Annotated in this window: 14 protein-coding genes and 1 pseudogene; 6 read left to right on the top strand and 9 right to left on the bottom strand. The window is 69.7% G+C overall.

What is annotated here, in order from left to right:
- Positions 1-78: 78 nt before the first annotated feature.
- Positions 79-591 carry a PASTA domain-containing protein gene (locus tag VHD82_RS06600; RefSeq protein WP_325698086.1) on the top strand — a complete coding sequence of 171 codons (513 nt, stop codon included), beginning with the start codon at positions 79-81 and terminating at the stop codon, positions 589-591.
- Positions 592-689: 98 nt separating this feature from the next.
- On the opposite strand, the gene VHD82_RS06595 is transcribed toward VHD82_RS06600, so the two are convergent.
- The 3 genes from VHD82_RS06595 to VHD82_RS06585 all read right to left on the bottom strand — a co-directional run bounded on the left by VHD82_RS06595 (position 690) and on the right by VHD82_RS06585 (position 4418).
- Complete coding sequence (locus tag VHD82_RS06595; RefSeq protein WP_325698084.1) at positions 690-1514, bottom strand: sulfotransferase domain-containing protein; 825 nt, start codon at positions 1512-1514, stop codon at positions 690-692.
- Between the two features lie 30 nt (positions 1515-1544).
- Positions 1545-2906: an MFS transporter gene (locus VHD82_RS06590; RefSeq protein WP_325698082.1), complete on the bottom strand. Its 1362-nt coding sequence runs from the start codon at positions 2904-2906 to the stop codon at positions 1545-1547.
- Positions 2907-3044: 138 nt separating this feature from the next.
- Positions 3045-4418 (bottom strand): MFS transporter, encoded by a 1374-nt coding sequence (locus tag VHD82_RS06585; protein ID WP_325698080.1) that lies wholly within the window; start codon positions 4416-4418, stop codon positions 3045-3047.
- A gap of 186 nt (positions 4419-4604) precedes the next feature.
- Between VHD82_RS06585 and VHD82_RS06580 the strand changes: the two genes are divergently transcribed.
- On the top strand, positions 4605-5417 hold the full coding sequence (locus VHD82_RS06580) for an endonuclease/exonuclease/phosphatase family protein (RefSeq protein WP_325698078.1): 813 nt from the start codon (positions 4605-4607) through the stop codon (positions 5415-5417).
- 167 nt (positions 5418-5584) lie between these two features.
- Here the strand turns inward: VHD82_RS06580 and VHD82_RS06575 are convergent.
- From VHD82_RS06575 to VHD82_RS06560, 4 genes and pseudogenes are all read right to left on the bottom strand, one after another.
- Positions 5585-6237 (bottom strand): annotated as a pseudogene (locus VHD82_RS06575) (response regulator).
- 6 nt (positions 6238-6243) lie between these two features.
- The gene (locus tag VHD82_RS06570) at positions 6244-6573 is read right to left on the bottom strand and encodes a sensor histidine kinase (protein WP_325698076.1); all 330 of its coding nucleotides are present in this window, start codon (positions 6571-6573) and stop codon (positions 6244-6246) included.
- Positions 6545-7414 (bottom strand): sensor histidine kinase, encoded by an 870-nt coding sequence (locus VHD82_RS06565; protein WP_325698074.1) that lies wholly within the window; start codon positions 7412-7414, stop codon positions 6545-6547. Before VHD82_RS06565 ends, VHD82_RS06570 begins: the two co-directional genes overlap by 29 nt.
- A gap of 75 nt (positions 7415-7489) precedes the next feature.
- A complete protein-coding gene (locus VHD82_RS06560) occupies positions 7490-8083 on the bottom strand; it encodes a TetR-like C-terminal domain-containing protein (RefSeq protein WP_325698072.1) in 594 nt (197 codons plus the stop codon).
- A 79-nt stretch (positions 8084-8162) separates the two neighbouring features.
- Here VHD82_RS06560 and VHD82_RS06555 point away from each other — a divergent pair, with 79 nt between their 5' ends.
- Positions 8163-8894: an SDR family oxidoreductase gene (locus tag VHD82_RS06555; RefSeq protein ID WP_325698070.1), complete on the top strand. Its 732-nt coding sequence runs from the start codon at positions 8163-8165 to the stop codon at positions 8892-8894.
- Positions 8895-8937: 43 nt separating this feature from the next.
- Here the strand turns inward: VHD82_RS06555 and VHD82_RS06550 are convergent, their stop codons facing one another.
- Positions 8938-9327: a MerR family transcriptional regulator gene (locus tag VHD82_RS06550; protein ID WP_325698068.1), complete on the bottom strand. Its 390-nt coding sequence runs from the start codon at positions 9325-9327 to the stop codon at positions 8938-8940.
- A 25-nt stretch (positions 9328-9352) separates the two neighbouring features.
- Here VHD82_RS06550 and VHD82_RS06545 point away from each other — a divergent pair, with 25 nt between their 5' ends.
- Positions 9353-10444, top strand: a complete 1092-nt coding sequence (locus tag VHD82_RS06545; protein WP_325698066.1) for an alkene reductase — start codon at positions 9353-9355, stop codon at positions 10442-10444.
- Between the two features lie 15 nt (positions 10445-10459).
- Here VHD82_RS06545 and VHD82_RS06540 read toward each other — a convergent pair whose 3' ends face one another.
- The gene (locus VHD82_RS06540) at positions 10460-11158 is read right to left on the bottom strand and encodes a GNAT family N-acetyltransferase (RefSeq protein ID WP_325698064.1); all 699 of its coding nucleotides are present in this window, start codon (positions 11156-11158) and stop codon (positions 10460-10462) included.
- Positions 11159-11315: 157 nt separating this feature from the next.
- On the opposite strand from VHD82_RS06540, the gene VHD82_RS06535 reads away from it, so the two are divergent.
- Both VHD82_RS06535 and VHD82_RS06530 read left to right on the top strand, forming a co-directional pair.
- Positions 11316-12167, top strand: a complete 852-nt coding sequence (locus VHD82_RS06535) for an SAM-dependent methyltransferase (RefSeq protein WP_325698062.1) — start codon at positions 11316-11318, stop codon at positions 12165-12167.
- Positions 12168-12280: 113 nt separating this feature from the next.
- Entirely contained in the window at positions 12281-12787 is a 507-nt protein-coding gene (locus VHD82_RS06530; protein ID WP_325698060.1) for an O-acetyl-ADP-ribose deacetylase, read from the top strand.
- Positions 12788-13145: the final 358 nt, after the last annotated feature.

Below are 13145 nucleotides of genomic sequence, written 5' to 3'. Positions count from 1 at the left end.
TTCGGAAAGGCCGGCCCCGGTGTAACGCCGGGCAGGTGTCACGCGAGTTCCTGGCTGACCGCGAGGATCGGAGACGCGATGACGCTGTCCTGGGGCCAGACCCTGCTGGTCGTACTCGTCGTGGCGGTCGTGCTGCTCGTGGCCGGGCTTATCGTGATCCTCGCCCGCGCGACGGGCTCGCAGGCCGACAGCGGCAGCGTGGTACGCAGCTGGATCGCCATCAGTCTCGTGTTCGGGCTGGTCATGTTCACCGCCTTCACGTTCGCGGTGAACGACCCGAGCCTGCGCAGCGCGCTGATCGGCGGGCTCACCGCGAGCGTCGGTTCGGCGATCGCGTACTACTTCTCGGCGAAATCCTCCGACCAGGCGAGGCAGGATCTGCTCAGCGCCACCGTCGGTGTCGAGCCGGTGCCGGATCTGGCGGGGCTGAACGAGACCGAGGCCGCCGCCGCGCTGGGCAAGACCTCGCTGAAGCTGGAGGTCGACCCGGCCTCGCCGACGGGCCCCGGGCTGCGGATCGACCAGCAGAATCCGCAACCCGGAACGCAGAGCCCGAAGGGCAGTTCGGTCATCGTACGTTTCGCACCCTGAGGCAGGGGTCTCGCTCCACTGGAAGATCCAGAACCGGCTGCGGTGGCGCGGATGGCGGCTCTGTCCACAAAGGACAAATCAACGCTCCACCATCCTGCCTATTCGTAATCGATGCGGTAACCCAGTTCCCTTGCCACAGCGGCCAAATCGGCACCCGAGAAAGACTTCCACAGCTTCGGGGTGAGCCACTCCCGCCACTCCCCGACCGTGCCGCTGCGCAGGATTCGCGCGCCTTCCCGGCCGCCGCTTTCGGTATCCTCGTGTGCGCGCATGACCTCGAACCGGCTGCGCTCCCATGCCCGCCGCAGTTCCGGTTCCGGCACCTGGACGCCGGCGAAACGAAGGAAAGCGCGCAACGCGCCGGGGGAGGTCTTGAGCTCCTCGAACCTGGCGACCAGCACCCGATCGTAGCGGGCGCCCGCATCCAGCCAACCCCGATAGAACCGGATCCACTCCCGCACCGGAAGATCTCCCCCCGGGTAAGCGCTTTCCAGCCAGGCACCGAAGGAACCCTTGCCCAACGCCCACGGGTCCTGCGCGAAATCCCGGCGGAACCGGTAGCGCGAGTACAACGCGTCCCGCGGATCTCGTACCAGCAGGCAGATTCCCCGCACTCGACGGCGCAACGTGACTTCAGGGGACTCCTCCGACTTGACGAAACGCGGCCACATCCGCCGCGGTCGGCCACCGTCGTCGCGTCGCTGCGTGGCGGCGAGACGGCGACGCCAGCTCGAATGCACGGGCACGGCGTGGCCGCGGGGGTCCAGGGATTCGGTATATGGATCCACCTGGTTCAACCCGAGTTCCTGCAGCAGGTTGCCCAGATAGGACTGCCCGGCTCCGCCGGTGCTGGCGATCACGATGTCCTGCTGCCCCAACAGTTCCATGTTGTGGCGGAACAGCTCGCTGTGCCGATCGTACAAACTCGGATACTTCTTCTCCACCGACATCCATCACCTCCGTGCCCGGGTGCCCGCACGCACGCCCGCGAGGCCCGCGACGACGGCGGCCAGTGCGAAAGCCAGGCGATACCCGCCCGCGACGGACCAGGACTGCGCACCGAGCGCTGCCACCGTGGCGAAACTCGCGACGGCGAGCGTGCCCGACAGGTACTTGGACGTCTCGTACAACCCGTAACTCCCGCCCTTGGCGGACAGGGCGGCACCCGATCCCGCGGCGGCGTTGCAGGACACCGACGAAACGGCACTCGCCGCGCCCACCAGCACCACCCCGGGCAGGAACGCGAAGACGTAACCCGCGCCGACCGGCACCAGCGCCAGCACGAAAAGCCCGGCAGCGCAACAGGTCTGCGCCCCGGCGACCACGCCCGGCCACGGCCACCGTCGCAACAGAACCGGGGCGAACCGGGACCCGGCGAACACGGCGACGCCCTCGATCGCGAACACCAGCCCGGCCGCCCCCGGCGGGAAACCGAGCACCTGCTGGCACAGCAGCAGCCCGACGAAAACCGTGCCCTGGTAGGCGAACTCCTGCCCGAGCATGCCGATCATGGCGACCCGTAACGAAACGCGCCGTACCAGAGCGCGGTCCAGCAACGGCTCCGCCGCCCGGCGCTCACGCGCCACGAACACCACCAGCACGGCCATCGCCACCGACAGCGGCAGCCAGACCCCGCCTGCCCGCCCGTGCCCCAGCTCGGTCATGGCCACGATGGACAGCGCGATCCCGGCCGTCAGCAGCACCCCGGACAGCACGTCGATCCGGCCCCGCCGCAACCCCCGTTCGTCCGGCAGCACCTGCGGCGCCACGAGCACGACCGCCAAGGCGAACGGGATGGGGAGCAGGAAAACCCAGCGCCAGCCGAGGTTCTGCGTGATCACTCCCCCGGCCAGCGCCCCGCCGACGACGCCGATCCCGCCCCCGCACGCGACCGCGGCGAACAGGCGGTTCCGCAGCGGGGCAGCCGCCGTGGCGCTGATGATGGCGAACGCGTTCGGCACCGCCAGCCCGGCGCCCGCCCCCTGCACCACCCGCGCCGCCAGCAACACCGGCCACACCGGGGCGCAGCCCGACAGCAGAGATCCCCCGGCCAGCACGAGCAAACCGATCCTCAGCAGGCGCCGGCGGCCGAACCGGTCACCCGAACGCCCGGCCACCACCAGCGTTCCGCCCAGCGCGAGCGCGAACGCCGTCAGCGCCCATTGCGCGTCCACACCGGGGAGGGCGAATTCCGCCTGGATACGGGGCAAAGCGACGGTCACGACGAGCCCGTCGAACACGACCAGGAAATTGGCCGCCGACAACACCGTCACCGAGGCGTAGAACCGGCTCCTGGTTTCCGCGCGCACCGCCATCTCAGGACCACACGGCACGGAACGGCCCGGTGACCGGCCCGGACGGCCGGCCACCGGGCGATTTCCGGAATGATCCACCGGATTCAAGTTACCGGCGGGAAATGCTCTTTTCCCGGGAGGCGATTACCACCGGTCCGATCAGCTGACCGCGGGCTCCTCGGTCAGCGGGACGTCGCGGCGCGGCCTGCCGTCCGTGCCGGGGATCTCCGTCGGGTGGCTGATCGACACCCGCGCGGTCTCCGGGATCAGGATCACCGGCACCAGCGCGATCACCGCCGCGCCCATCAGATAGAACGCCGGGATCGAGTTGCTGCCGGTGGCGTCGATCAGCGCCGTGATCACCAGCGGCGCGGTGCCACCGAACGCCGCGGTGGACACCGAATAGCCGATCGCGAAGCCGCCGTAACGGTTGCGGGTCGGGAACATCGCGGGCAGCACCGAGCCGATCGTGGCGAGGATCGGCACCAGCAGCACCGCCAGGATCGCCACCCCGGCCACGATCCCGCCGACCGTCGCGGTCTGCAGCAGGGCGATCGACGGGTAGCTCAGCACGAGGAAACCGATGGTGGAGAACAACAACAGCGGTTTACGGCCGATCCGGTCGGACAGCGCGCCGGTCGGCACGATCAGCAGCAGCATGCAGAACATGATCAGCAGCAGGATGCCGAGTGACTCCAGATCCCCGATCTTGAGCACCTGGGTCAGGTACGTGGGCATGTAGGCCAGCACCGTATAGGTGGCCACGTTGATCAGGATCGCGAAGCCCATCAGCTTCAGCACCTGCGGCCACACATTGGTGAAGACCTCCTTCACCGGCGCGGCCGCCGTCTCACCGCGGTTCTCGGCCTCGCGGAACGCGGGCGACTCCTCGATCCTGTTCCGCAGGTACAGCCCGACGATGCCGAGCACACCGGCGATCAGGAACGGGATGCGCCAGCCCCACGAGTTCAGCGACGCCGGGGAAAGGGTCACCTGCATCAAAGTGGCGAGCGCGGCACCGAGCATCGCACCGGTGGTGGAGCCGAATTCGAGGAAGGCGCCGAAGAAACCACGCCGCCTGGTCGGCGCGTGCTCGGCGATGAACGTGGCCGCGCCCCCGTATTCGCCGCCGGTGGAGAAGCCCTGCACGAGGCGGGCCACCAGCAGGAGAATCGGCGCCGCGATGCCGATGGTGCTGTAGCTGGGAATCAGGCCGACGACGAAGCTCGCGGCGGACATGATGATGATCGTGAACGCCAGAATCCGGCGCCTGCCGTACTTGTCCCCGAGCGGGCCGAGGACGAGCCCGCCGAAAGGCCGTAGCACAAAGGGAATCGCTATCCCGGCGAAGACCAGCAGCAGCCGGGCGGTGCCGTCCGCGTCGGGGAAGAAGTTCAGCCCGATACTCGTGGTGAGATAACTGTAGATGCCGTAATCGAACCATTCGATGGTGTTGCCGACGGCCGCGCCGGCGACCGCCCGTCGCATCGTTTTGGCTTCGAGCGCATGAGCCGCGGGCTCGGTTGTGTCCATGATGGTGTCCTTCGCGCTGACGGCATGGGACCGGATGCAACAGAGTTCAGTCGAAGGTTCACGCATGACGATAGGTCGGCCGAACCCCTTGCGCACTAGTCCATGCGGTGAACTTCTCGGGTCCGTTCCGTAACGATTCCCGACACGCCATGTTTCATCTGTTGAAACGCGGGTACCTTGTGTGCCGTGACCTCCAGCCTCACGCTGCGCGTGCTCACCCTCAACCTGTGGAACACCGAGGGTCCGCTCCGGCGGCAGCAGCTGCTGCCCGGCGCGATAGCCGCGCTGCGCCCGGATCTGGCGTCCCTGCAGGAAGTCGGCCGCGCTCAGCTGTCCGACGTGCTGGCCGAAACCGGACTGTCCAGTGTGCACCAGACAGACCTGCTGACGCCCACGGAGGCGGCGAGTTCCGCGGGTACCGCGCTGGCATCCAGGTGGGCACCGTCCGCCGTGGAAGCGATCGAGCTACCCGAAGCCGTTTCGGCGGAATGCGCCATCGCGGCCACGATCCCGTTGCCCGTCGGTGGTGATCTGCTGTTCGTGGCGGTGAAACCCACGTGGCGGCTGGATTCCGAGGCCGCCCGCGTCGCGCAGGCGCACACGATCGCCGATTTCGACGCCAAACTGCGCGGCCGGGTGCCGAGCGTCATCGCCGGGGATTTCGACGCCACACCGGATTCCGACAGCATGCGCTACCTCGCCGGCCGCGCCGTGGTGGACGGTACGAGCGTGCACTACCACGACTCGTGGGCGGTCGCGGGCGACGGCGGGCCCGGGCACACCTGGACGAGCGCGAACCCGTTCGCCGCGCCGGTGAGCGACGAGCTGATCGGCCAGTCGCCGCACGCCCGGCGGATCGACTACGTGCTCGTCGGTTCGCGGCACAACCACCCCGAAGTGGCCGCGCGCGTCCGCCGCTGCGAGGTCGTGCTCACCGATCCGCCGGTGAGCGACCACTACGGTGTCCTGGCGGAGATCGAGATCAGCCCACTGTCCTAACCGGACCGCCGGCCGCTACCGCCCAGGTTTACCGCGAAATCCACCGTACGTCGGTCGACCGCCACCGCCTGAATTCCCAGGCTGGGCACCATGCAGTTCACCCCCGAGGATTTCGACCGGTTTCCCGCGCCCGCAGGGGCGGAAGGACCCGACGATCCGGAACCGGCTCAGCGGGGCCGCGAAGGGCTCACCAGCCCGGTCTCGTAAGCCAGCACCACCGCCTGCGCGCGACTGGCCAGATCGAGCTTCGCCATGGTCCGGTTGAGGTGAGTCTTGACCGTGCCTTCGCTGATGGACAGCCGCCGCGCGATCTCGAGGTTGGTGCTGCCGGTGCCGACCAGCCGCAGCACCTCGCGTTCCCGGCTGGTCAGCACGTCCAGGCCGGCGGGGGCACCGGGGCGGTCGTGGTGGTGCAGATAGGTTTCGATGAGCCGCTGGGTGACGGTGGGCGAGAACAGCTTGTCCCCCACCGCGACGGTGTGGATCGCGGCCAGCAGCCGGGCGGGCTCGGACTCCTTGAGCAGGAACGCGGACGCGCCGGCGCGCAGCGCGTCGTAGACGTAGTCGTCGAGGTCGAACGTGGTCAGCACGAGGATCCGCGGCGGCTGCCCGACAGCCTCGGCGAGGATCCGCCGGGTGGCGGCGATCCCGCTGACCACGGGCATCCGGATGTCCATCACGACCACGTCCGGGCCGGTCTCGGCCGCCAGCGCGACGGCCTGCTCCCGTCGGCGGCCTGCCCCACCACGGTCAGCCCGTCGGCGGCGTCGAGCAGCGCGACGAGCCCGCTGCGGAACAGCGGCTGATCTGGTTCCCCCAGCTGCGGTCATGGCGCCGGCATCAGCAGTTCGACGGTGAACCCGCCGTCGGGCCGGACGCCCGCGGTGAGTGTCCCACCGTAGAGCCGCGCCCGTTCCCGCATCCCGCCGAGCCCGTGCCCGCCCTTGTCCGCCTCGGCGCGTGGAGCGGCGGGCGCGTCGTTCGCGATCATCACGCGCAGTTCGCCGTGGCGCCGGACCACTGTCACCTCCGCGCGGCACGCCCCGGCGTGCTTGAAGACGTTGGTCAGCGCCTCCTGCACCACCCGATACACCGCGAGCTGCTGCCCCGAAGGCAGCGTCGCCACGTCACCGGAGACCTTCATCGTCACGTCCACGCCCATCGAGCGGACGCGTTTGACCAGCGGCCCCAGCTCGCCGAGCCCGGGCGCGGGCAGCGGTTCGTCGTCGGTGACGGAGTCGTTGTCGCGCAACAGGTTCAGCAGCCGCCGGAGCTCCTCCAGTGTTTCCCTGCTGGTGGCCGATGGTGGCCACCGCCGTCCGGGCGGTGGCCCGGTCCGAATCGAACACGAACCCCGCGAGGCCGGCCTGCATCGAGATCACCGACAGGTGATGCGCGACCACGTCGTGCAGTTCCCGCGCGATGTGCAGGCGTTCCTCGGTGACCGCGCGCTCGGCGCTGAGCTGTTGCTCGCGGCGCAGCTCCTCGGTGGTTTCGGCCAGTTGGCGGTTCCGTTCGTCCAGCCGCCACGCCACCCGGCCCAGGATCAGCACCACGACCGGGATCACGACGGCCTGCGCCAGTGCGATGCCGAGGGTGCCCTCCGGGGAAACCATCCCGCTCTGGAACAGCACCGCCGCGCACAGCACCGCGCCGGTCAGCGTCACCGGCAGGGACCGGAGCGCGGCCACGGTGTAGAGCGCCGGCGCCGGGCACCAGAACGCGAGATCGGGCGCGTGCCCGAGGAACAGGTAACCGCAGTAGGCGAGCGAACTGAGGGCCAGCATCAGGAACGGCACCGTGCGCCGGAACGCGAGCGGAAGGCTGATCAACCCGGTGAGCACGAACGCCGGCGCGTCGAACGGGCGGGCGCCCGCCAGGTGGTACACGACCCCGAGCACGCATGTGGCGCCGAACAGCAGCACCGCCAGCGAAGCATCGGCGACGAACGGGTGCGCCCGCCAGAGTCCCCGCGCGCGTGATTCTCCACCGAACACCGCCGGAGCCTAGCCCGTGCCGGCCTGCCCGTCGTCACACCTGCAGCGCAGTGGTCCTACCACGCTGGTTGACCGCTACCTGCGCGGCTGAGCCCGGATACCGCGCAGCACGTTGCGCGCCAGTTCGCTGGCGAACTTCTCGGTGATCGGCAGGTTCGGCAGCAGCAGCCGGTGGTAGCAGGCGCCCCAGAGCTGGTCCACCACCACCTCGAAATCCACTTCCGCGGCCAGTTCCCCGCGTTCGGCGGCGCGTTCCATCGCCTCCACCGCGAGGCGCCGGCGGGGCCCGGAGTAGCTCTCCAGCAACGCGGCGGAGAGGTCGGCGTCGGTCTGCGCCTGGCCGATCAGCTCCGCGATCACCCGTCCGGCACGCGTCCGGGTGAGCAACCGGGCGAACGCGCGCAGCTGGGTGGTCAGATCGCGTTCGATGTCGCCGGTATCGGGGAAGGCCAGCGTCGACTCCACGGCGTGGAAGTAACCGTCGAAAGCCAGCGCGCCCTTGGAGGACCACCATTTGTAGATGGTCGTCTTGCTGGCGCCCGATTCGAGAGCCACCCTTTCGATGGTGAACGCGCCCATGCCCTCCTCCAGCAGCAACGCACCCGCCGCGGCGAGGATGTCCGCCCGTACCTCCGCCGCGGGCCTGCGTCCCCGGCCACGTTTCGCCATGCCCGCAGCCTTACATATGGACGGGCGGTTCACAAATATGGTTATCTGGACGTAGCGTCCACAAGAAGGAGCAGAGACAATGCCGGACAACAGGGTCGCACTGGTCACCGGTGGTTCGGGCGGGATCGGCCGCGCCGTCGCCGAACGCCTCGCCGCAGACGGGATGGCTGTCGGCGTGCACTACGCGGGCAACAAGGGCAGGGCGGACGAGACCGTCGCCGCCATCGGAAAGGCAGGCGGGCAGGCCATCGCCGTCGGCGGCGACGTCGCCGAGGAAGCCGAGATGGCAAGCGCGTTCGAAGCGGTCGAGGTGGCCTTCGGCGGGATCGACGTCGTGGTCAACACCGCGGGCGTGATGGTGCTGGGCCGGGTCGCCGAGTTCTCCCTCGACGATCTCGACCGGATGCACCGCGTCAACATCCGCGGCACGTTCGTGGTGGCGCAGCAGGCCGCCCGCCGGATCCGCGACGGCGGCGCGATCGTGAACTTCTCCACCTCGGTCACCCGCCTCGCCTTCCCGGAATACGCCGGATACGCCGCGAGCAAGGGCGCGGTCGAGGCGATGACCATGGTGCTGGCGCGGGAAATGCGCGGACGCGACGTCACGGTCAACACGGTGGCGCCCGGCCCGACGGCCACCCCGCTGTTCCTGGACGGCAAGGATCAGGCGGTCATCGACCACCTCGCCGCCCAGCCCCCGCTCGAACGCCTCGGCGCGCCCGAGGACATCGCCGAAACGGTGGCTCTTCTCGCCGGTCCGGGCCGCTGGGTGAACGGGCAGGTGTTGTTCGCCAACGGCGGGATCGCCTGATCCAGGCGCGGATCGTGACGCCCGTCTGTCCACAGTGGACCGATCAGTCCGCGGCGGCCTTGATCACCTCGTCCAGCACCTCGCGCGAGCGCAGCAGGTCGGCGACCATCCCGTCGATCCGGTTGCGTTCCGCGGTGAGATCGGCCACCAGCTTCTCGTCGGCGATCTCGGCCGGGCCGCCGTCCGCGTCACGCATACAGGGCAGCAACTGCACGATCTTGGCGCTACGGAGCCCGGCCGCGAACAGCTCCTGGATCCGGATCACCCGGTCCACCGCGGCTTCCGGATACCGCCGCTGCCCGCCCTCGGTACGCTGCGCAACGAGCATGCCCTGCTGCTCGTAGTAGCGCAGGGAACGCTCACTCACCCCGGTCCGCTCGGCCAGTTCACCGATCCGCACGATCCACCCCGCTTCCGGACTTGAACCTGACATCGATGTTAGCTCTTATCGTGTCGGCATGACGAGCACCGATCTCTTCCAGCCGGCCCGGCTCGGCGAGCTGGAACTTCCCAACCGCCTCGTGATGGCCCCGATGACCCGCAACCGCGCGGCCGGGGACGGGGTGCCGCTGCCGTTGATGGCCACCTACTACGCCCAGCGCGCGTCGGCGGGCCTGATCATCGCCGAGGCCGCGACGCCGAACGCCGTCGGCCAGACCTACCCCAACATCACCGCCATCCACAACGACGCGCACGTCGCGGGCTGGCGCCGGGTGACCGACGCCGTGCACGCCGCCGGCGGCCGGATGTTCCTGCAGCTCCAGCACGGCGGGCGGGTCGGCCACCCGGACAACAGTGGGCTGACGCCGGTCGCCCCGTCAGCGATTCCCTTACCGGACACCATTTTCACCCCCTCCGGGCACCAGCAGGCCGTGACTCCGAAGGAGATGACGGCCGGGGAGATCCAGGCGACCACCGCCGACTTCGCCGCCGCCGCGCGCAACGCGGTCGAAGCGGGGTTCGCCGGCGTGGAAGTGCACTCCGCCAACGGATATCTGCTGCACCAGTTCCTCGCGCGGAACACCAACCGCCGCACCGACGCCTACGGCGGCTCGATCGCGAACCGGATCCGGTTCACCGTCGAAGTGACCGAGGCGGTGGCCGCCGCGATCGGCCCGGAGCGGACCGGGGTGCGGATCTACCCCGGCGGGCGTGTGAACGACATCGACGAGGGCGACACCGCGGAGCTCTACCCGGTACTCCTGAAAGCGTTGTCCGGCAAGGGATTGGCCTATCTGCACGTGGTGCGCGCCGAAGCGGGCGATCCCGTGTTCACCGCGATCCGGCGGGACTGGACGGGCCCCCTGATCGCCAACCCGCTCCTGCACGGCGACGCGCTCCCGGCCGACGGCGGAAAGCAGGCGGCCGGAAAACTCCTCGCCGCGGGCGCCGACCTGATCGCGTTCGGCCGCCCCTTTCTGGCCAACCCGGATCTGGTGGAACGGCTGCGCACCGGCGCCCCGCTCAATGCCGTGCGCGACAGGTACCTGATGTACGTCGGCGGCGAGACCGGCTACACCGACTACCCCACCCTTGCCGCCGTTGGCTGAGCCCGCCGTCCGCGCCTAGACCGCCGAGACCTCGACGGCGGGCGCACGGAGCGAAACGAAGTCCGGCTGGGCGCGGAGCCGGAACCCGAGCGATTCGTACAGCCGGATCGCGCCGGTGTTCGACGCGGCGGCGTGCAGGAACGGCCGCTCGCCGCGCGCCCGTATCCCGGCCACGACGGCGAGTACCAGCCGGGTGCCCAGGCCCTGGCCGCGGCATTCGGCGGCGGTGCACACCGCGCTGATCTCCGTCCAGCCAGGCGGGTGCATCCGCTCGCCCGCCATCGCGACGAGCCTGCCCTCGCGGCGGATTCCGAGGTAGGTGCCCATCTCGATGGTGCGCGGCAGGAACGGCCCGGGGCGGGTGCGCTCCACCAGCGCGAGCATGTCCGGCACATCGGACTCGGTCAGCACCACGGCTTCCGGGTCTTCGGCGCCCGCCACCCCGTCGTCTACCAGCTGGACACCGGGGAGCCTCGAGACCACGGTCCAGTCGCCGGGCACACCGGCGGGATCCGTCACAGTGACCACGGCCCCGGGCCCCGCCAGATCGGCGAGGTCGGCCCAGGCCTGCGGGCCGGGTTCCGGCGGCAGGCCGAGGAACGGGCTCACGTCCGCCGGATAGCGCAGCACCTGGCCGTGCCGCTGCGCGAAGGCGGCGTGCGGGCCGGTCAGCGAGCTCCACGACGGGTTGTCCAGCGCGGCGAATTCGCCCATACGGCAGTTCCTTCCTCGAAGACCCTTACCGTGGCACAAACCTATCCGCGCGCCGCGGTATTTCCGTCCGTCCATTGCGGACGGCCTCGCCCGGGCGGCGGGTGGGCCCGGCCCGGCGGTATTGTTGACACGAATTCCCGGCAGGTGGGAGGTTGTGTTGACCGAACCGATCCCGCCCCTGCGCGCGCCCCGGGACGTCGACCTGGAGCGGCCCAGCGCCGCCCGGATGTACGACTTCTTCCTCGGCGGCGAAACGAACTGGGCGGTCGACCGTGCGGCGGGCGAAAAGGCCATCGAGCTGCTGCCCTGGGTCCGCGACATGGCCCGCGCGAACCGCGCCTTCCTGCGCCGGGCGGTGCACTACTGCCTCGCCGAGGGCATCGAGCAGTTCGTCGACATCGGTTCGGGTATCCCGACAGTGGGCAACGTGCACGAAGTCGCGAACGGGCTCAACCCCCGGTCGAAGGTCGTATATGTGGACAACGAGCCGGTCGCCATCGCGCACGGGCGGGTGCAGCTGGAACAGAACGGCGACCCGGACCGGCACGCGATGGTGCAGGCCGACCTGCGCGACCCCGACCACCTGTGGCAGCAGGTGCTCGACACCGGCATCCTCGACCCGGCGCGGCCGACGGCCCTGCTCGCCGTCGCGGTGCTGCACTTCATCCCCGACACGGACCGGCCGCAGCCGGCGCTGGCCGAGTACCGCGAGCGGCTCGCGCCCGGTTCGGCGCTCGTGCTCTCGCACGGCACGCTCGACAAGGTCACGCCGGACCAGCAGGACAGCCTCGACGCCTACACCCGGCACTACGCGACCACGCAGAATCCGCTGATCTGGCGCAGCCAGGCCGAATTCGCCGAGTTCGCCGGCGAGTTCGAGCTCGTCGAGCCGGGTATCACGTGGGTGCCGGACTGGCGTCCCGATCCGGCGATCGCCCCGGAGCTGCGCACCAGCCTGGCCGACCCCGCGCAGTCGCTCATCTACGCGGCTGTGGCCCGCAAAGCCTGACTTCAACGAAGTGACATGCGTCACTTCGCGAGATGTCACGTGGCACAGCGCACTCGACAAAGTCGTCGTGACCGGTCTGGCCCCGGCGGCCCAGTTGGTGCAGGATTCACCCCATGGTGGCGATCGAGGTGATTCTGGGTGACATCACCCGGCTCGACGTGGACGCGCTGGTCAATGCCGCGAACGAGTCCCTGCTCGGCGGAGGCGGGGTGGACGGCGCGATACACCGGGCGGCGGGCCCCAGACTGGCCAAGGCCGGTGCCGCACTCGCGCCCTGCCCGCCGGGCGAAGCCATCGCCACGCCGGGGTTCGATCTCGATCCGCCGGTGCGGCACATCATCCACACCGTGGGGCCGGTCTGGGAGGGCGGGCGGAACGGCGAGGCCGAGGTGCTGGCCTCGTGCTACCGCAACGCGATCCAGACGGCGGACGAGTTCGGCGCGGAGACCATCGCCTTCCCCGCGATCGCCACCGGCGTCTACGGCTTCCCCGCCGACAAGGCGGCCCGCATCGCCGTGCGCACCCTGCGCGAGACGCCCACGGAAGTGGCGAAGATCTTCTTGGTCGCCTTCGACCAGGAGACACACGACCAGCTCACGGCGGCGCTGACTGAGAGGTGAGTTTTCCTTGCGGAGCAAGGGGATGACACCAACTCGCCCACCTCGAAAACCGGCGCGTGACTGCATTCCCCTGGCCATCCTTGAGCCTGCCCATCCGGCGAAAAGTTCTCTTCATCTTTGGACTTGCGCCGTTTTCCTTGCGTGGCAACGGTTGCGTTGCGACAGCAACAGCCGCGCGCAGAGCGCGGGGTGTGGGCGGGGTGGTCGTCGCCGGTTGTGATGCCGGGTGACGGTTCCCGACGTGGTGAGTTCCGATTGTGTTGCCGGATCTTGGTTCTCCCCTAGGGTTTCTCCCCGATACCCGGTTCGGTCCGGAGTCACTACCCTCATCGGATACGCCGCGTCGCGAGTTCCGTCT

The sequence above is a fragment of the Amycolatopsis sp. genome, assembly GCF_035546795.1.
Taxonomy (GTDB): domain Bacteria; phylum Actinomycetota; class Actinomycetes; order Mycobacteriales; family Pseudonocardiaceae; genus Amycolatopsis_E.
This window is presented reverse-complemented; position numbering and strand designations above follow the sequence as displayed.